We start from the raw sequence: 18,513 nt of genomic DNA on the forward strand, positions 1-18,513 counted from the left end.
TCCTTACAAAGACAGAATCACTTTTGCCCCCACCGCCAGCTGATAGAGGATGGTGGAAATACCACGGGTAACTTCAATGTTTTTCGATTCATATTTCGGCAGAACCATAATCTCATCGCCAGGCTTGAGTGAATCCACATCTTCCGCGTTGACTGCCGCACCGTTCTGACGAATGACGATAATTCTGGCGTTACCCGATTTTTGCGTCAGGCCACCGCATTTCTCGATGTAATCCTCGGTGGTCATTCCCTTCTGCCAGCTCACCGCGTTCGGGAACAGCACCTCGCCATGAACCATAACCAGCGATGTTTTCTCCGGAATATTGATGACGTCGCCATCTTCAAGCAGAACAGAATCAATATTGGACTCGTTGAGGATCACTTCACCTTTCGGAACCACGGTGCGCGCTTTCGCCACAAAGCGGCTGATCAGTTGCGCTTCCTGCATTCGCAGGCTGGCTTCTTCTTTGGTGGAGGACTGGGCGGAAAGTGATGCTTCCTCCAGCTTTTGCAGCGAGAGATTCAGCATCTCTTTCTGACGCTGGGCCACTGATGGGCGATAAAGCTGAACCGCGTTCATCTGCGACATGCTGTTCGGGCGGACTTTTTCCAGAACCGCACGCATGGTGGAGCCATAAGGCAGCACCATGGCATGTTCGCCAGAGTGCGCGCCTTCAACCCGCACCTGAATGGTGCCGGCATAGCGGTCAGTGCTGACGATTAAGGTATCGCCATTTTGCAACATACGGCCTGGCGCTGAGCTTATCGGATAGTATTCGCTACGTTTTTGCAGCCCTTGTTTACGCATAATCGTAATGTGCGTCGCGCCAGGCTTAGGGCGCGCCCAGCTCAACGCTTCTGTTACAGGAATGCTGCTTTCGCGGAACTCAAAGTCGTAGCTGTTAAAGACATCGCCCTGGACGCTGAACGTATGTTGACGAGGCCCGACGATGATGGTGTCACCATCGGCGAACTGCGAAAGCCCCAGTTTACCGTTCAGCAGGAAGTCATACAGGTTGACATTGGAACGCACGCGGTTACCGCGCTTGACCACAATATCAACGTAACTTCCGCGCTCTGGATCAACGCCGCCAGCCTTGATCAGATAATTGAGTAACGAATCAGACGTCACACCGCCATACAGACCAGGATTTCGCACAAATCCGGTCACGTACACTTTTACTGGCTGCGCCTGTAATAAGGAGGCGTAGACGTTGACGTTGGATTGGTACACTTCCTTCACTTTGGATGTGACCAGGGTATTTAACTGACTATTACTGACGCCAGCAACTTTCACCGGACCAACGTTCGGCAGGAAAATATTACCTTTGGGATCAACCTGTAACGCACCATCAAAGGTGAACGCACCCCATAAACGAACCTGAATGCTATCGCCCGGATTCAGAATATAGTCAGGGTTGAATCCCACTGTCGCACCGCTATCCGCGCTGGTGCCGTTGAAAAGTTGAGCACCAAACATACGGCTCATTACCACCGGCGGTGCGGGCGGCGGGGTATTGTCGAAGCCGCTCATGTTTTGCGTATCCGACTTTTGTCCGCTCAGAATACCGGGCAGTGGTGCGGCTCCTGTCAGGTTTGGGTCAGCGTTAATATCAATGGCCGCGCTGGCCTGCGCCGCGTGACAGGCGGCAATCAGTAAAATTGATTTAAATAATTTCATCACAAACTCATTCAGCGACAGCGTTAATCTCGGTGATCTTCAATAACAGCCAGCAACAGTTTCAGGGTGCCGAACAGCAGGCAGCACACCAGTAACCAACAGGCGATCAAATAAGGGATGTTTGGAAAAGAGGATTCCTGCGGCAACTGTGGCGAACTGATCACAGACAGCACCTTGAGCTTACGAGCCGCTTCTACACGGGTCTTTTCAATGGAGGTCAGCGTCAGTTTGTAGAGCTCGGTGTTGAACTCTACTTTTGATTTGATTTCCTCAAAATCCACCGCCATACGGTTTAGCTTGTCACCCTGTGGCGCTGTGATTTTGCTTTTTTCTTCATCGATTTGTGCCTGCAATGACTGAATCGCATTACGCGCACTCACAACTTGCGGGGCGTCCTCGCGCAGATACGTCAGCAAGTTCCGCAGGTCCGCTTCCATCTGGATCTTCTGGCCCATCAGCGTATTCACTAACGTGCTCGCTGCCTGCGCCTGTGCCTGTGGATCCAGAACGTTGTTGTTGTCCTGATAAGAGAGCAGTTCCGCTTTGCTGGCGTCCAGACGCTGGCGTGCCTTTTCCATTTCCGTTTCCGCAAAGGCAAGCTGGTCACGCGCAATGCGATGTGACATCTCATTGATAAAGCGCTCTGACTCTTTCAGCACGGTCTGGTTAAACTTAAGCGCAAACTCCGGGCTAAAGCCCTGCGTCTGAATATTGAGCAATCCGGTTTTATCGTCATACGAAACGTTGATACGGTCCTTGTAGTACTTCAGGAAGCCTTCTGCGGTTTCATCCTTGCTAAGATGATTAAGAAAATCGAGCCCGCTGTGGCTAAACGCTTCGCGAAAATTCAGTTGCTTATCTAACGCTGCCAGCATATCTGGAGAGTTGATGTACTCTTTCAGATATAACGCATCCTCTGCGGAACTCGGGTTAGAGGCACCCAATAGCAGACCAAAATTTAAGCTGCCACTGTTTAAATCATCTGAGCGTTTAATGGCGACTTTCGACTCGCTCATATAGCGAGGCTGGCTGAAAATAGCCAGATAGATCAGCAGCACCGCCATCGGTGCCAGAATGATGATTTTCGCCAGGTGTTTTTGGATATCTGCCAGTGAGATGACAGACAAACGAGCACGCATCCAGGATACGGCAGACTTCACTTTTATCAACATGTAACGATTATCAGAGTTTCAGTGGGGCGCAAATTCAATGAGAGACTTAACTCTCGCGCCCTGTTGCTTAATTAGTCGAAAATGCGCACAAGACCAGTGACTTTGTTCGCCTTGTTGGTCACCAATAACGTCGAGACGCGGTGTTTTTGCATCTTTTCTTCCGCTTCGATGATCATGGTTTCTTCTGGCAACGTCAGCGGTTCACGCGTCATCATCTGCGCCGCCGTGGCGGATGTCAGAGAATCCTCTTTTTCCATAAAGCGACGCAGGTCACCGTCGGTGATAATGCCCGCCAGCTCGCCTTCTGCGTCTTCTACCATCACCATTCCCTGGCAACCGCTGGTGATACGTTGAATCACCGTTTTAAATGGCGCATCCAGATGAACCGAAGGGACATCATGCTGCATGACATCCGCAACGCGGGTCAGCAGGCGACGGCCTAATGAACCGCCCGGGTGATAGCGCGCAAAATCATTCGGCATAAATTTGCGTTGGTGGATCATGGCAATCGCCAACGCATCGCCGATCGCCATGGTCAGCGTGGTAGACGTTGTTGGTGCAAGATTATTCGGGCAGGTTTCATTCGCCATGTGGAGTTCCAGCACGGCATCGGCATTTTTCGCCAGCGTGGAATTTCCATTATTGGTTATGGCGATAATTCGGTTGCCGAAATTCTTCAGTGACGGGACGAGCTTGAGGATTTCATCTGTTTCGCCGCTGGCAGAAATAAGGATCAGAAGATCATAAGGCGTAATCATGCCCAGATCGCCATGGAAAGCTTCTGCGGGATGAATAAAGAAACTCGGCGTACCCGTAGAGGCCAGAGTAGCAGACATTTTTCGACCAACATGCCCTGATTTACCCATTCCCGAAAGAATAACGTGTCCTTTACAATTAATTATCAATTCAAGAGCACGTTGGTACTGAGTGGAATCCAGCTGTTTGGACAAATTTTGTAATGCAGCACCTTGTTCTGCCAGAGTCTGGCAAATCGAGGTAATTAAATATGGATCGATAGTACTGCTCTGGTCATCAGGGAAATGTCTTTCAGACATATCAACTCCTTTGCTCGGAAATAATGCCATAGTCACAACAAACCCGAACCAACAATAAATTATTGATATTAAATCAATTGGTTATAACAAAGTGTTTTAATGAATATAAAACCATGGTCAGCCCATGTGCTTATGTAGGGCTTATCACCTTCTTATTAAGTCGCAATGTCTCGTGGAAGTGCGAAGATGCTGCAATATTACAGGCGAGAAGGGGGAACCAAATTTTGCCCACCTATTTAACACACCCCTACATTATGAACAAGGAATTTAGGATTTTTATCAATCATTAAAATGTTTCGCGATTAACTATTAAGTCGAAAAACAATTTAGCGATTGATTGTTTGCTTATAAAAAAAGAACGTATGTCACTGTTATCAATAAATAAAACACGTCAGTAATGGCGATGATATTTTGTGATTAACTATTTAAGTTGAATATAATAAACAGATTGACAATCCCTCTGTAAAGCAGAAGAGAATAACAATTTTTTTGCGGTGAATATTGACTAGAATGATAGTTTTGCGCTTGATTATTTATGGCGATAAATATGTTTTTAAATCAAACAGGGGCGCATTTATCACCGTATATATTTTCCGTGGAAACTATTATTAAATTAAAAAATAATGGCGGGGATTATCATTCGCTAACCAATAACTGTGCACACTGATAAGGAAGTGCCTCGCATGAAGGCACTTCCAACAACCAACGAGCCCACTCTGGATTCAGAGTGGTTTGTTAATCGCGTCATAAAGATGGTTCAACGTTGTTAAGCGCTTTCTGTATATTTCTCTCAGGCAGGGTTTATCACTGCCACAACGGCGTCGTTCTGTCAGCCACTGTGCCTGTGATTCTTTTAGTTCCCCGGCGGCACCCATTGCGTAAAGCCCGTGGAGAAATTTGTATTTAACGCTCATCTCCACATCCATGTCATTGAGGGTACGCGATGCACAAATCGCTTTTTCATCCGCACTGTGGGCCAGCCGACAGTCAAAACTGGCTGCCGTGACAGAGAAAGCAGGCAACGTAATGATGAGAAATGCCGTAAGTATATTTTTCACTGGTTGGCTCCTTCAGATCGGATAACTGGCCCAGGAGCCATGGTCAGGACTCTGTTTCTCGTCAGCCTGAATCCTGTTGCTTCCCCGGTTTTTACTGACAGTTGACATTCGTAGTGAAACGGCGTCCAGCTAATCCCCCTACGGTACTGGCCATTGCCTGTCAGTAGTGCAGGTGAGATCAGTCGCTGCATATTATGTTTTCCCTGATCGAAAATAACCTTATCTACGTCGGGGTACTGCTTCTGCAGCTCTTTTATTGCGAGCGGTCGGCAAATAAATTCGGCTACGCGCTGAGCTTCAGTCCAGTTGTTATTGACAAAATTACGGTCATTCTTCCCTTTTACCTCACGATTGATAACGCTATTCAGATGTTTTACCTGGACAGAGTTCAATGTGACGTTCGTTGCAAATGCAAATCCGGTATACATACAGGATATCGCAGTAATAACAACCAAATACTTACTAATCCGAAATACTCCATTACGCATAAGTACCTACTTTTACTGTGCAATTACAATGTCTATGTGAATATAAGTGGTGAAAATAAATAATTTGCTGCGCTGCATCAATGTTTATGCTTAATCAGAGTATTCCTGAAGGTGCTTCTGGATGCAAAAATGCAAAATTCTGATTACCTGAAATAAAAATATTAATAAGTAAATCTTCTTTCTACGGTATTTAACCTAATAGAAACTGGTTTGACTTTAAGCTGGAGCGTACAAAGAGGAAATGCCAGTGCATGGTGAATATTCACGGTTTACTATAGTGATGGATTTTATATACAAACGAATTACTTCGATATTACATCGCAAAAACACTCAGGGCTGCCGCCTGAGGATCATGAAGAATGTTGTTATATAATAAGTCAGCATTTCGCACTTTGTACAATCTGGGTTAGGGTATAAAAAATAATGTAGTTACGTAATGAAAATATAATTCAGAACATGTATAAAGTCGTTTTTTAATTGCTTGATATGTCTAAAATTATTCTTGTTTTTTGGCAGATTTCTTATTGTTTTTTATATTCAATTTATTGATCTATATTGTTTTTTTGGAATTGATATTGCCCTAGTATCCGGTTAAGGAAATATTGTTGTTAATTTGACTTTAACTGAATTACGTGAGGGAACTATGAGTGACAGCTTCCAGCGGGAGATCCCGAAGGCCCGTATTAATCTAAAATTAGAACTGCATACAGGTGGCGCAAGCAAAAAAATGGAATTACCCCTTAAGTTACTTATTGCGGGTGATTTTAGTAATGGTCAGGAATCCGCGCCATTATCAGAGCGTAAAAAAGTTAATCTTAACAAAAATAACTTTGATGCAGTCCTTTTTGATTATTCGCCAAAAGTAAATCTTATCGTTAAAAATACGCTTGCTGATGACGATAGCGAAGAAAGCATCAAACTGACATTCCGCAGTATAAAGGATTTTTCCCCGGAACAAGTCTCCCGGCAAATACCGCAACTGAAGGCCATGCTTTCCATGCGTAATTTACTTCGTGATTTAAAAGCAAATCTTCTGGATAACCAGGCTTTCCGCAAAGAACTGGAAAATATTCTGCTGGACCCGGCATTAAGCGCAGAACTCAGAGCCGAACTCTCAGCCCTGGCCCCAAAACAGCCATAACGATCATGACGATTTAACGGATTAATAAGGAATATGTTGATGTCTGTAAATAATGAGAATGCCACTGCTGGCGAGAGTGTGGTCCTTGAACGTCCTGTGGCAAATGGAGTTTATGCGTCCCTGTTTGAAAAAATTAATCTGAGCCCAGTCTCAGAGTTGAGTGCACTGGATATCTGGCAGGATGCACAGGCGATGTCGGATGCAACCGCGGATGAACGTTTAACGGCCGGGATGCAAGTGTTCCTGGAATGTCTGACTAAATCCGGCTCTAAAGTTGAAAAGCTCGACAAAAATTTGATTGACCACCATATCGCTGAACTGGATTACCAGATAAGTCGTCAACTTGATGCAGTTATGCATCATGAGGCCTTTCAGGCGGTAGAAAGCCTGTGGCGGGGCGTGAAATCGTTGGTTGATAAAACCGATTTCCGCCAGAACGTGAAAGTTGAACTGCTGGATATCTCTAAAGAAGACCTGCGCCAGGATTTTGAAGATAGCCCGGAAATTATCCAGAGTGGTTTGTACAAACACACATACATCGATGAGTATGACACGCCGGGCGGCGAGCCGATTGCCGCGCTGATTTCCTCTTACGAGTTTGATGCTTCTGCGCAGGACGTGGCGCTGATGCGTAATTTGTCAAAAGTGTCTGCTGCGGCACATATGCCCTTTATCGGTTCTGCGGGGCCGAAATTTTTCCTGAAAGAGTCAATGGAAGAGGTCGCGGCCATCAAAGATATTGGTAACTACTTTGACCGCGCCGAGTACATTAAATGGAAAAGTTTCAGGGATACGGACGACTCCCGATACATGGGGCTGGTCATGCCTCGCGTGCTGGGCCGTTTGCCGTATGGCCCGGACACAGTACCGGTTCGTAGTTTTAACTATGTTGAAGAAGTGAAAGGCCCGGATCACGATAAATACCTGTGGACCAATGCCTCCTTCGCTTTTGCGGCCAACATGGTGAAAAGCTTCATCAACAACGGCTGGTGCGTGCAAATCCGTGGTCCACAGGCCGGTGGTGCAGTGCAGGACTTGCCCATTCATCTGTATGATCTCGGCACGGGTAATCAGGTCAAAATTCCGTCAGAGGTGATGATCCCGGAAACCCGCGAATTTGAATTCGCAAATCTTGGATTTATTCCCCTGTCGTACTACAAAAACCGCGATTATGCCTGTTTCTTCTCGGCGAACTCCACGCAAAAACCTGCGCTCTACGACACTGCTGATGCCACTGCTAATAGCCGCATCAATGCGCGTTTGCCGTACATCTTCCTGCTGTCGCGAATCGCTCATTACCTGAAGCTGATTCAACGGGAAAACATTGGTACAACCAAGGATCGTCGTCTGCTGGAACTGGAGCTTAATACCTGGGTTCGTGGTCTTGTGACAGAAATGACCGATCCGGGCGATGACTTGCAGGCTTCTCACCCGCTGCGTGACGCGAAAGTGCTGGTGGAAGATATCGGGGATAACCCAGGCTTCTTCCGCGTGAAACTCTTTGCCATCCCCCACTTCCAGGTGGAAGGGATGGACATCAACCTATCACTGGTTTCCCAGATGCCAAAAGCCAAGTCGTAAGGCGAGGGGAAATCAAGGATGAAAATTTTTCGCCCACTTTGGGAGGACGGGGCTGCGCTGGCCCCGCAACAGTTCCAGCAGCAGGCCCGCTGGAATGCGCAGGGGCAGTGGAATCGTGATCCGTCTTTTATCCCGCCAATGCTCTCGGTTGCGGCGAGCCCTTCGCTGGTGGCTGAACTGAGCTATCTGTTGGTCCGCCTGCAAGCACGACGTCGGCGTCTGATGGCGATGCGTCGTGATGCATGAAACCGGTGACGTACCGGAAAGCTGTTTTGCGGTACAGGGCTATGGCGAAAGCCGTCCGATCGCAACCAATGACACCCCGGAGGGCCGTGCGGTCAACCGCCGTGTCGAAATCAGTCTGGTACCGCAGGCTAATGCCTGTCAGATACCAGGACACACCCTGGCGTCATCGCAGGATGATGGCGCATCACAACATAATGGAGAGTAATTCCATGGCAATACCTGTTTATCTTTGGCTGAAGGACGATGGCGGCGCGGACATCAAAGGGTCTGTTGACGTTCAGGATCGTGAAGGCAGCATCGAAGTCGTGGCTCAGGAACACAACCTGTACATCCCGACTGATAACAACACAGGCAAACTGACCGGCACCCGTATCCATACCCCGTTCCTGTTCACCAAGGAAATCGACTCCTCCAGCCCGTACTTGTACAAGGCAGTGACCACCGGTCAGACCCTCAAGTCTGCCGAATTCAAGTGGTACAAAATCAACGACGCAGGCCAGGAAGTGGAGTACTTCAACACCAAACTTGAGAACGTGAAAGTGGTGAAGGTGAATCCTGAAATGTATGACATCAAGGATCCTTCTAAAGAGAAGCACAACCACCTTGAGCGCATTGAACTGCGTTACGAAAAAATCACCTGGACCTACAAAGACGGCAACATCATTCATTCCGATTCCTGGAACGAACGCGCCACCGCCTAAGCCACGAGCGGACAGAGTTTCTCTGTCCGTTTTTTGTTTTTGCTGAACGTCTGAAGCCAACGGGCTTTCAGCAAAAACTCCACAATCTGTCAGCACGACCGTATGCGCTTTGGTCTTCCTCACGGAAAACAGCGAGGGGCGGTAGTGTGTTCAGAAACCGACAAAGAGAGATATTCATGGAAAATCCAGCCATTTTGCTGCGACGTCTGAATCCTTATTGCGCCCGTGCGATGGAAGGCGCGGCTTCACTCTGTCAGATTCGCGCGCATGCGGAAATTTTGCCAGAGCACTGGCTGCTGAAACTTCTTGAGCAGGGCGAGGGGGATCTCACCGTGCTGGCACGCCGCTACGAGTGGGACATGGACACTCTCTGGCAAGATTTACTTGCCTGGCTCGACAAACAACCGCGCTCGGTGCGCCATCGCCCGCAGCTTTCAGAAAATATCCAGGTATTGATGCAACAAGCCTGGCTGATTGCCTCACTGGCGGGAGAAGAACAGATTCGAAGTCACCACCTGCTGATGGCGCTGGTGGCTAAACAGAAGCTGGTGCGCTGCGATGGTCTGTGGCCATTGCTGACTCTGGGCCAGAGCCAGTTAGAGTGCCTGCGCCCGCTACTGGATGCTCAATCAGACGAGCGTGCGCAGGTACAGCAGGAAGCCGAACTCACGGGGAGCCATGGTGGGGACGTGGAGTTTATCGGGCGTCCAGTCGGGAGTGAGATGAAAGATGGGGAACTGAGTCCGGCGCTGCAGAATGCGCTGGATAAATTCACCCATGACGTCACCGCCCAGGCGCGTGAAGGCAAAATTGATCCGGTATTTGGCCGCGATAGTGAAATCCGCCAGATGGTGGACATTCTTTCTCGTCGCCGAAAAAACAACCCAATCCTGGTCGGTGAGCCAGGTGTCGGGAAAACCGCACTGGTAGAAGGTCTGGCGCTCAGAATCTCTGACGGTAATGTCCCTGAATCCCTCAAACCGGTGGTGCTACGCACTCTTGACCTCGGGCTACTGCAGGCGGGGGCGGGAGTGAAGGGGGAATTTGAGCAGCGCCTGAAAAACGTGATTAATGCTGTACAGCAGTCTCTGGTACCTGTCTTGCTGTTTATCGATGAGGCCCATACCATCATCGGCGCAGGTAACCAGGCGGGTGGTGCTGATGCTGCCAATCTGCTGAAACCAGCCCTGGCGCGCGGTGAGTTACGTACCATCGCCGCGACGACCTGGTCTGAGTATAAACAATACTTTGAGCGCGATGCCGCACTCGAACGCCGCTTCCAGATGGTGAAAGTTGACGAACCGGACGACGACACGGCTTGTCTGATGTTGCGTGGCCTGAAATCCCGGTATGCCGAACATCATAATGTGCACATCACTGATGATGCGGTGTGCGCTGCCGTTACGTTATCCCGACGTTATCTGACAGGCCGTCAACTCCCGGACAAAGCCGTTGACCTGCTCGACACTGCAAGCGCTCGCGTGCGTATGAGTCTCGACACCGTACCCGAACAGTTGACCCGTATCCGTTCCCGGATTACCTCTCTTGAAATGGAGAGACAAGCGCTACAGGAAGACATTACCGTCGGTAATCAAAACCACGGTGAACGCTTGACGGCAATCGAACAGGAAGAGAAAAACGTCATCGTTGAACTCCACGAACTTGAAACCCAGTACGGCCAGGAACTGAAACTTACTGAGCAACTACGGGAAAGTCGCCAGGACATTTCCCGTCAGAGCGAAACGCATGCCCTACAACAGGAGCTGAACGGTTTACAGCAGGGCAATCCGTTGTTGTCGGTGGATGTGGATGTGCGCACTGTTGCAACAGTGATTGCCGACTGGACCGGCGTGCCGCTTTCTTCGCTGATGAAAGACGAACAGACCGAACTGCTTACCCTGGAAAATGAAATCGGCAAACGTGTAGTCGGTCAGAATGTTGCGCTTGAAGCCATCGCCCGGCGCCTGCGCGCCGCTAAAACCGGCCTCACCTCTGAGAATGGTCCACAGGGTGTATTCCTGCTGGTTGGTCCAAGCGGTGTAGGAAAAACTGAAACCGCGCTGGCGCTGGCGGATGTGCTGTACGGTGGCGAAAAATCGCTGATTACCATTAACCTGTCGGAATACCAGGAGCCACACACAGTTTCCCAGCTGAAAGGTTCTCCACCTGGTTACGTCGGCTACGGCCAGGGCGGCATCCTTACCGAAGCCGTACGTAAGCGTCCGTACAGTGTGGTGCTGCTCGATGAAGTCGAAAAAGCGCACCGTGACGTGATGAATCTGTTCTATCAGGTATTCGATCGTGGTTTTATGCGCGACGGCGAAGGGCGAGAAATCGACTTCCGTAATACCGTTATTTTGATGACCTCCAACCTCGGTAGCGACCACCTGATGCAGTTGCTGGACGAACAACCGGAAGCCACGGAGGCAGACCTGCACGAACTGCTGCGCCCGATACTGCGCGACCACTTCCAGCCCGCGCTGCTCGCCCGTTTCCAGACCGTGATTTACCGTCCGCTGGCAGAAGCAGCCATGCACACGATTGTGGAGATGAAACTCTCCCATGTCAGCCAGCGCTTACAGCGCCACTACGGCCTGACCACGCTGATTGACGAAAGCCTGTACGATGCGCTGACCGCAGCCTGCCTGTTACCGGACACCGGGGCGCGCAATGTCGACAGCTTACTCAACCAACAAATTCTGCCGGTGCTGAGTCAGCAATTGCTGACTCATATGGCGGCGAAACAAAAGCCAGCGTCGTTGACGCTGGGGTGGAATGATGAAGAAGGGGTTGTGCTGGAGTTTAAATATGACTGAAGGAACCTTATGAGTCTGACAGATACCATCTTCAGCACGGCGAAAGTGGTAGTGACAGACCCGGTCGCCAGCACGAACCGTGATGCGGTGGAGGTCAATTGATGAGCACGTTAAATGCCCTGGTTAGCGCCTGTCAGACAGAGCCGACAACACTCCTTGACGCGACCCGTGAGCGAGTAGCGCAGTGGAGCAATTGGCTGCAGCCGTTACCCGGAGAGTCATCAGTGGGGGATGACCCAGGTTATGACGATGGCTTCCAGCAAATGCGCGAGGAGGTCAACAAACTTTCCGGGGCGGATACTGAGCTTATCTGCCAGTTGGCGGAGAAAGTGCTCACCACCACCGCTAAAGACATTCGTGTGGCGACGTATTACTGCTGGGCCAGGTTGCATCGTGAAGGCGAGCAGGGGCTGGCAGAGGGACTCGAACTGCTGGCGGGTCTGATAGACCGTTTCGGTGTGCAACTGCATCCACAGCGCAACCGCAGCCGTAAGGCAGCACTGGAGTGGCTGGCAGGTTCACGCATGACGGATTCTCTTTCACTGTATCCGGAAGTGGTCAGGGAAGATGCGCTGCGCACCATCGGTGCGCTGCTACTGATAGCGCAGCTCACCGAACATGAGCCGGATGAAACCCGCCCAGAACTTAACGCGCTGTATGGTGCGCTGGAAAACCGCCTGCAGAAAGCGGGCGGTGTGGATGCAGTTGTACCGCAGAACGCCAGTACTACTGAGACACTTTCCACGGCGAGCCACAGCGATGCTCCAGCTATCGGGAGAATCACTTCCGGTCAGGATTTGCTGGCGCAGGCGCGCACACTCAGCGAATACCTGCGCGAACAGCCCGACGGTTGGTTGTCGGCGCACCATCTGATGAAAAGTCTGCGTCACGATACCCTGCAGGCTATTCCGGCTCCAGATGCACAGGGGCGAACTCGCATCGAACCCCCAAGAGCAGACCAGCGAGCGCTGCTCAAACGTCTGTACCTGCAGCAAAACTGGGCTGAAATTCTGGAAACGGCAGACAGTACTTTTTCCCGCGGTGCTAACCACCTGTGGCTGGATCTGCAATGGTATATCCACCAGGCGCTGACGAAGTCCGGTAAGGAGATAGTGGCTGACATTATTGCCGCTGATCTGAAGGGGCTACTGACCCGGCTATCCGGGCTGGAGACGCTGGCATTCAGTGACGGTACGCCGTTTGCTGATGAAGTGACGCTGAACTGGATCCAGAAGAGCGTACTGGATACCACCGCTGGGTGGGGCAAAGAAACGCCTTCCGCCCGTATGGCCGAAGTGAATGACGACATTCTGGCTCTGGAGTCGGAAGCCGTGGCGCTGGCGGACAGCGAAAGCCCGGATGCGGCACTGAGCTGGTTACAGCATCGACCAGGCATCGCCACTGCGCGGCAGCAGTGGCTGCTGCGCCTGCTAATGGGGCGTATTGCAGAACAGTACGGAAAAAATGAGCTCGCGGTGCACCTGTTTGCAGAGCTGGGTGAGCGTGCCAGAGAAGTGGCCCTTAGCGACTGGGAACCCGAGCTGCTGTTTGAGGTACAGGCCCGTCATCTGAAACTCCTCAGACTGAAAGCCAGTCGCAGTGAGGCTGACAAGATTCGCCTCGGGCCTGCTATGGAAAAATTGCTAGGCGGGCTGATTCAGCTCGATCCGGCGCGGGCCGCGGTGTTATGTGGTTAGAGAAAGTTATTGGCTGGATAAAAGGAGGATGAATAAGCGTGGCTCATAATTTATCGCAAGGTACTTTCTCACATTTTTTTATCTGGTCAGTCATTCAGAAAAATAACTACTGAATTTGAGATTTTAAATGAGGAGATAAAACCTATGTCTCTGACTACTCGCGAAGTGGTGAGATAACTTCCACTTTTGGGGAAGAAAACATTGTTTCCTATATTTTGAGTAACTATTTTATGGAAGATTTAACCCTGCGTTATTACGACGCAGAAATGCGCTACCTGCGTGAAGCCGCGAAAGAGTTTGCACACAATCATCCGGACCGGGCAGCGATGTTAGACCTGGATAAGGTCGGCACTCCGGATCAGGTGAATAACACCTGGCGGATCGTGTTGAGTCGTGACGACCTTGACCCGGATTCAGCCAGAATCATTGAAGCAGGGAGTGAACGGTTGACTCTGAAGGCGTTGAAAGATGAATGACACTCCGCGTCCGTCGCTATATGAAACCCTGTTTGGGAATTTTACCGGAGGTCAGGATCTGAATCAGGTTAGCGAACAGAACCAGATAATCCTCTCAGTACTGGACAATATGCAGCGCATTCTTAACAGTCGTGCCGGCACGCTGGCGCATCTGCCGGACTATGGTCTACCGGATATGACCAAAATTCTCCAGGGAATGCCGGGAACGGCGCATGAAATGATGGGGACGTTATCAACCGTACTGCTCAAATATGAGCCGCGCCTGAAAAAAATAACCGTTGTTCTGCTGGAACAGGCAGTCCCTGGCGAGCTGTGCTATGCCATTGACGCTGAACTCAAAGATGTTGGTCTGGTGCGTTATGGCACTGAATTTATGCCTGAAGGGCGAGTCCTGTTGAGACACCTGAAACAGCAGTATCTCGACACGGCAGCTCGTATTTAAGGTCTGGTTTTAGCGTTTCTCCCTAAACCCGTCAGTATCTGCTACGCCCTGAATATGCAGAACACCAAGCTGCATAAACAATCATCTTCTATAACCGCAAGTACGTCAGATGGATAACTGGTCATGAATGACATTACCCCACGTAGAATTAAAACCGGCGGTGACCCGCGCAGGCTACCGGATTATGCCGCTTTGTGTGATGAACTCAATAAGCTAACGCATCCGGCACGTCCTGATGTGAACTGGCGTTATGCTGAAAAACTGTGTCTCTCACTGTTTGAGCAAAATGGTGTTGAGCTGCAGACAGCGGCCTGGTATACGCTGGCCCGTACGCAGCTGGCCGGATTGTTTGGTCTGAATGAAGGGCTGGCAATACTGGAGGCTCTGATAAGCCATCAGTGGGGCGTGCTTTGGCCACAGCCTGTCCATGTTCGGATTGAGATCCTCAGTAATCTGAGCCAGCGTTTGCAACAACGGATGCGCTCACTTCCGCTGAAATACAGCGACCTTAGCCAACTGTATCGGGCAGAGCAACTGCTTACCCGTTTGGGGGCAGTTTTACAGCGCCTGGAACTCAGACATCTCAGTCAGCTGGATACATTGCGTACCCTGATACATAACAACGCTGTCAGGCTGGAGAACAGCGATGACACAATCTGTACAGGGGCGACAATTCAGTCGGGTATCGTTTCGCATGATCCGGTCATGAATGACGTGGGTATAACAACAGGTTCCCATACTGGTCGTTCGTTTGAAGATATCCGGACGCCAGACAGTGCAGTGCAATGGGTGTACGTTACGCAGCCGAACGTGGAGGTACTGTCGGCAATACCTGAGCCAGTAAAAAAATGGAAATCTTTTGTCGGTGGGATGTGTACCATGCTGGTGATAGGTGCAGCAACACTATGGACGTGGCAGTTTTTGCATCGGCCGGACCCGTTACAAACCCAGTTTACTGCCTCTCTGGCACCGTTACCCGCAGTACTCACGCCTGAACAATTGGATTTATTGCGTCAGCAATCGCCGTTGCCACAAGCTTTAATTACGCAAACACAACAGCAGCTTACGCTTCTGGACAAGCTACCGCTGGACTGGCTCATAACCCGGGAAAGGCAGCTTGTCGAACAGGCCCGGGTGATATGGCCGGAGCGCGCAAAGCCCCTGATACAGCAGTGGCAGCAACAATTTAATGTCGCTGCGTTGCCGACAGAAAATTTGAATGGCTGGCATCAGGGAATGGTTACGCTACAGAAACTGAGTGAACGACTGAACGGACTGGATGAGCATAAGGGGAAATACATGACGGTCAGTGAGCTGAAGTCAGTGGTGTTTTCAACGATACAGTCTTTTAATCAATCCATACCGGCTGAAGAGCAACTGCGGATACTGGAACAGTCGTCGGCGGGACAACCACTTCCTCCTGCCGCAGGGGCTGAGGCAGAGATGCATCTGAAACAGCTCATCGCCAGATATGCCGACATTAGACAGAATGCTTTGAAATTAAAAGGCGTTAACGATTACGAATGACCTGTAGCAACGATCTGAAATTTACCGTAGCCAGAAAAAGAAAAAGCCCCGCTTTGCAGCGAGGCCTTATAAATTTGGTGCCGGACTCGGAATCGAAGATTGCTTCTATCATGTTGATATAAATCTGATTTGTTTGGTTTGGTGAAAAATGTACCCTCTTTTGTACCCTCAGTCCCTTTTGCAGTGAAAAAGGAATCAAACCCGGAAATTGGGAGATGAGGTGAAAAGGGGGACGCATATCCTGGTCCATTTCAGTATGTGTTATCTCTGGTTTTTGCCGTTTCTGCTGTTGTATACCCACTCAGCAATAAACTGTTCCGCGGGTAGTGGAGGTGCATAGCGGTATCCCTGCAGATAGCTGCTTCCTTTCTCTGTCATGAACAACTCCTGTGATTCGGTTTCAATGCCTTCGGCAATGATATCAATACCTAACCGACGAGCCAGCTCAATAACATTTTCTACTATATGCCCGGAGATTTCATCCACGCCGACCATTTGTACAAACCCTTTATCGAGTTTGATGTAATCGACGGGAAACGACTGCAGGTAGCTGTGGGTTGCATAGCCAGTACCAAAATCATCCAGTGCGAACAATACTCCCTGTTGATGTAATTTCGCAAATAACGCTTTTGATTCTGCTGTGACGGATAGCTGGTTTCGTTCAGTCAGTTCCAGAACCAGTTTCACTTTCCCTTTCGGGAAGGTGGATAGAAACTTCATACAGCTATCTTCCAGTTCCGGGGACAGAAAATGCGCTGGTGAAATATTGATCCCAATATGAAATTGATCGGGTAAAAAATCTGCAACAGAGTTAAGGCTATGTTCGACCTGAGACATCAACTGTTGCGTTATCGGGGCAATTAATCCGGTGGACTCTGCCAGCGGGATAAACTGATTTGGTGGGATAATCCCGCTGACGGGGTGATGCCAGCGAATCAGTACTTCGCAGCCGGTCAGCTGGTGATTTTTAGCGGAAATGATGGGTTGAAAATAAGGTCTGAACTCTCCGTGAGCAAGTGCATTTTTCAGCATATCGAGCGGGGTGGATGGACGACGGCGGGACAGCAGAAAGGCTGTGAGTATTCCACCGAAGATGGCAACAGGGAACATATACCAGGCCTGTCTCCAGGCGTAGATAAGTTGCATTTTCACCGGGATGGTATAAATCAGGGAGAACGGATATTTTTTTGAATGACTTTCTTTTTGTATGCCGCTGTCGTCCGGGAGCAGAGTGACATTTTTTCCGCTGGCTGACAGGACCGTGTTTCCCAAATGGAATTGTATTGCAGGAACCGCATGAACCACAGAGATGATGTCCTGAATAAAATAATAATCCGTGGCGGTAATGACCGTACCGTTTTTGTAAGGTGTTTTTAACAGGATCCAGGGCAGAGTACCTGTATCTTCAGGAAAACGAATCAGCATATCGTGCCGCCACCGTTCCTTTTCAGCAACTGGACCGACAGGCAAACCGGGGTGGGTGCTGCAAAATACAGCCTCTTGTCTTGCCAGGCTTAGTGCACGAAGTTGGGGGCGCTTCAGCAGCAGATTGCTTAATTCACGCTGAGTATCTGCGTTACAGTTATTCAGAAGCAAATGTTCTGCTTCCGGGCTGATGCTGTTGTTCTGATTGAGAATGTTTTCTATATAGCCAAGTGCGAAATTAACTCTGGTCTGGCTGTCATTCACCAGCTCTGCTTTTTTCCAGAAAAATGTCAGCAGAACAATGAACAGAAATACCAGGCCACCTGCCACCATAGCTGGAGTATGTTTTTTTACAAATAATCTGGAAAACATGGTTTTTTGCTCTGAATGACGCCAGATTTATCAGAATGTTTTTGTGTATGTACTGAGTCTGTGCTTTGGGTTAAACGGACGATAAGGTTTCCGGATAGTATTTCGCAATAATATCATTCAGCCTGTCAACCAGTTCTGGTTTCCTGAACGTGATGTGCGCGGAGCCTTTCTTAAAGTATCTGATGCTGAACATCTCATCTTCATAGCACTCTTTACCCTGAACAGACCGGATGTGATCATCCAGATGAATGGTGATGTTTTCCCGGTTGTCGGGGATCGGTTTACCGCTGAACAGGTGCAACATTCTTTCCAGATCGGCGAGTCGGTCAGCCTGTTGCCCGGTGATAAGATGAAATCCCCACCGGTCCCACCTTACCAGGTTGTTAATGATAATTTTACTGCCAAATTTACAGGGGCAATTAGTTTTGTAATTCCAGCTCAGTCCCCTGAAGACGTTGATCACCCCTCGCTCAAACACTTCATCTTTGTTCTGGTGCAGTTGTTTAAATGTGCTCAGAATGTTCGCTTCGCTGATTTCCGGAAAATTATCGTATTCCAGTGACCGGTACCATGTCTCACGGGCCTGCGCATCCATTAATGACAGCATCCCGGAACGTTGCATCAGGTCACGCCAGA

At 49.6% G+C, this 18,513-nt stretch carries 13 protein-coding genes and 4 pseudogenes; 11 read left to right on the plus strand and 6 right to left on the minus strand.

Annotated elements, in window-relative coordinates:
• Positions 1–3 precede the first annotated feature (3 nt).
• The 4 genes from FFT88_RS17340 to FFT88_RS17355 all read right to left on the minus strand — a co-directional run bounded on the left by FFT88_RS17340 (position 4) and on the right by FFT88_RS17355 (position 4,965).
• On the minus strand, positions 4–1,680 hold the full coding sequence (locus FFT88_RS17340; RefSeq protein WP_032226219.1) for a polysaccharide biosynthesis/export family protein: 1,677 nt from the start codon (positions 1,678–1,680) through the stop codon (positions 4–6).
• A gap of 23 nt (positions 1,681–1,703) precedes the next feature.
• The gene (locus tag FFT88_RS17345) at positions 1,704–2,852 is read right to left on the minus strand and encodes a capsule biosynthesis protein (RefSeq protein WP_135403992.1); all 1,149 of its coding nucleotides are present in this window, start codon (positions 2,850–2,852) and stop codon (positions 1,704–1,706) included.
• 71 nt (positions 2,853–2,923) lie between these two features.
• Entirely contained in the window at positions 2,924–3,907 is a 984-nt protein-coding gene (locus FFT88_RS17350; RefSeq protein ID WP_135403993.1) for a KpsF/GutQ family sugar-phosphate isomerase, read from the minus strand.
• A gap of 722 nt (positions 3,908–4,629) precedes the next feature.
• Positions 4,630–4,965: a lysozyme inhibitor LprI family protein gene (locus tag FFT88_RS17355; protein WP_135403994.1), complete on the minus strand. Its 336-nt coding sequence runs from the start codon at positions 4,963–4,965 to the stop codon at positions 4,630–4,632.
• A 1,131-nt stretch (positions 4,966–6,096) separates the two neighbouring features.
• Here FFT88_RS17355 and tssB point away from each other — a divergent pair.
• From tssB to FFT88_RS17410, 11 genes and pseudogenes are all read left to right on the plus strand, one after another.
• Positions 6,097–6,594, plus strand: a complete 498-nt coding sequence (gene tssB / locus FFT88_RS17365) for a type VI secretion system contractile sheath small subunit (RefSeq protein ID WP_135403996.1) — start codon at positions 6,097–6,099, stop codon at positions 6,592–6,594.
• 33 nt (positions 6,595–6,627) lie between these two features.
• Positions 6,628–8,175 carry a type VI secretion system contractile sheath large subunit gene (gene tssC, locus FFT88_RS17370; RefSeq protein WP_135403997.1) on the plus strand — a complete coding sequence of 516 codons (1,548 nt, stop codon included), beginning with the start codon at positions 6,628–6,630 and terminating at the stop codon, positions 8,173–8,175.
• 18 nt (positions 8,176–8,193) lie between these two features.
• A pseudogene (tssK, locus tag FFT88_RS17375) lies at positions 8,194–8,418 on the plus strand (type VI secretion system baseplate subunit TssK); the annotation flags it as partial.
• 1 nt (position 8,419) lies between these two features.
• A pseudogene (locus FFT88_RS17380) lies at positions 8,420–8,626 on the plus strand (OmpA family protein); the annotation flags it as partial.
• Between the two features lie 4 nt (positions 8,627–8,630).
• Positions 8,631–9,122: a type VI secretion system effector Hcp gene (hcp, locus tag FFT88_RS17385; RefSeq protein WP_024558534.1), complete on the plus strand. Its 492-nt coding sequence runs from the start codon at positions 8,631–8,633 to the stop codon at positions 9,120–9,122.
• 176 nt (positions 9,123–9,298) lie between these two features.
• Positions 9,299–11,938: a type VI secretion system ATPase TssH gene (gene tssH, locus FFT88_RS17390; RefSeq protein WP_135403998.1), complete on the plus strand. Its 2,640-nt coding sequence runs from the start codon at positions 9,299–9,301 to the stop codon at positions 11,936–11,938.
• A gap of 101 nt (positions 11,939–12,039) precedes the next feature.
• Positions 12,040–13,635 carry a type VI secretion system protein TssA gene (tssA, locus tag FFT88_RS17395; RefSeq protein ID WP_135403999.1) on the plus strand — a complete coding sequence of 532 codons (1,596 nt, stop codon included), beginning with the start codon at positions 12,040–12,042 and terminating at the stop codon, positions 13,633–13,635.
• 230 nt (positions 13,636–13,865) lie between these two features.
• A pseudogene (locus tag FFT88_RS25415) lies at positions 13,866–13,994 on the plus strand (type VI secretion system baseplate subunit TssF); the annotation flags it as partial.
• A pseudogene (locus tag FFT88_RS25420) lies at positions 13,986–14,111 on the plus strand (type VI secretion system lipoprotein TssJ); the annotation flags it as partial. The pseudogenes FFT88_RS25415 and FFT88_RS25420, both read left to right, overlap by 9 nt.
• On the plus strand, positions 14,104–14,553 hold the full coding sequence (gene tssE / locus FFT88_RS17405; protein ID WP_135404001.1) for a type VI secretion system baseplate subunit TssE: 450 nt from the start codon (positions 14,104–14,106) through the stop codon (positions 14,551–14,553). The pseudogene FFT88_RS25420 and the gene tssE, both read left to right, overlap by 8 nt.
• Positions 14,554–14,676: 123 nt before the next feature.
• Positions 14,677–16,080, plus strand: coding sequence for a VasL domain-containing protein (locus FFT88_RS17410; RefSeq protein WP_135404002.1), 1,404 nt, complete (start codon positions 14,677–14,679; stop codon positions 16,078–16,080).
• A 261-nt stretch (positions 16,081–16,341) separates the two neighbouring features.
• Here FFT88_RS17410 and FFT88_RS17415 read toward each other — a convergent pair whose 3' ends face one another.
• Together FFT88_RS17415 and FFT88_RS17420 are read right to left on the minus strand one after the other, a co-directional pair.
• Positions 16,342–17,877 carry an EAL domain-containing protein gene (locus FFT88_RS17415; protein WP_135404003.1) on the minus strand — a complete coding sequence of 512 codons (1,536 nt, stop codon included), beginning with the start codon at positions 17,875–17,877 and terminating at the stop codon, positions 16,342–16,344.
• A 70-nt stretch (positions 17,878–17,947) separates the two neighbouring features.
• Positions 17,948–18,513, minus strand: a 566-nt coding sequence (locus tag FFT88_RS17420) for a DUF4942 domain-containing protein (RefSeq protein WP_135404004.1), incomplete at its 5' end; no start/stop codon positions are given.

It is taken from the genome of Escherichia sp. E4930, assembly GCF_005845405.1.
Classification (GTDB): Bacteria; Pseudomonadota; Gammaproteobacteria; order Enterobacterales; family Enterobacteriaceae; genus Escherichia.

What these genes read in the sequence shown, in the direction of transcription:
- FFT88_RS17340 (WP_032226219.1), bottom strand. Translation starts at nt 1,680, where the DNA reads ATGAAATTATTTAAATCAATTTTACTGATTGCCGCCTGTCACGCGGCG.
- FFT88_RS17345 (WP_135403992.1), bottom strand. Translation starts at nt 2,852, where the DNA reads ATGTTGATAAAAGTGAAGTCTGCCGTATCCTGGATGCGTGCTCGTTTG.
- FFT88_RS17350 (WP_135403993.1), bottom strand. Translation starts at nt 3,907, where the DNA reads ATGTCTGAAAGACATTTCCCTGATGACCAGAGCAGTACTATCGATCCA.
- tssB (WP_135403996.1), top strand. Translation starts at nt 6,097, where the DNA reads ATGAGTGACAGCTTCCAGCGGGAGATCCCGAAGGCCCGTATTAATCTA.
- tssC (WP_135403997.1), top strand. Translation starts at nt 6,628, where the DNA reads ATGTTGATGTCTGTAAATAATGAGAATGCCACTGCTGGCGAGAGTGTG.
- hcp (WP_024558534.1), top strand. Translation starts at nt 8,631, where the DNA reads ATGGCAATACCTGTTTATCTTTGGCTGAAGGACGATGGCGGCGCGGAC.
- tssH (WP_135403998.1), top strand. Translation starts at nt 9,299, where the DNA reads ATGGAAAATCCAGCCATTTTGCTGCGACGTCTGAATCCTTATTGCGCC.
- tssA (WP_135403999.1), top strand. Translation starts at nt 12,040, where the DNA reads ATGAGCACGTTAAATGCCCTGGTTAGCGCCTGTCAGACAGAGCCGACA.
- tssE (WP_135404001.1), top strand. Translation starts at nt 14,104, where the DNA reads ATGAATGACACTCCGCGTCCGTCGCTATATGAAACCCTGTTTGGGAAT.
- FFT88_RS17410 (WP_135404002.1), top strand. Translation starts at nt 14,677, where the DNA reads ATGAATGACATTACCCCACGTAGAATTAAAACCGGCGGTGACCCGCGC.
- FFT88_RS17415 (WP_135404003.1), bottom strand. Translation starts at nt 17,877, where the DNA reads ATGTTTTCCAGATTATTTGTAAAAAAACATACTCCAGCTATGGTGGCA.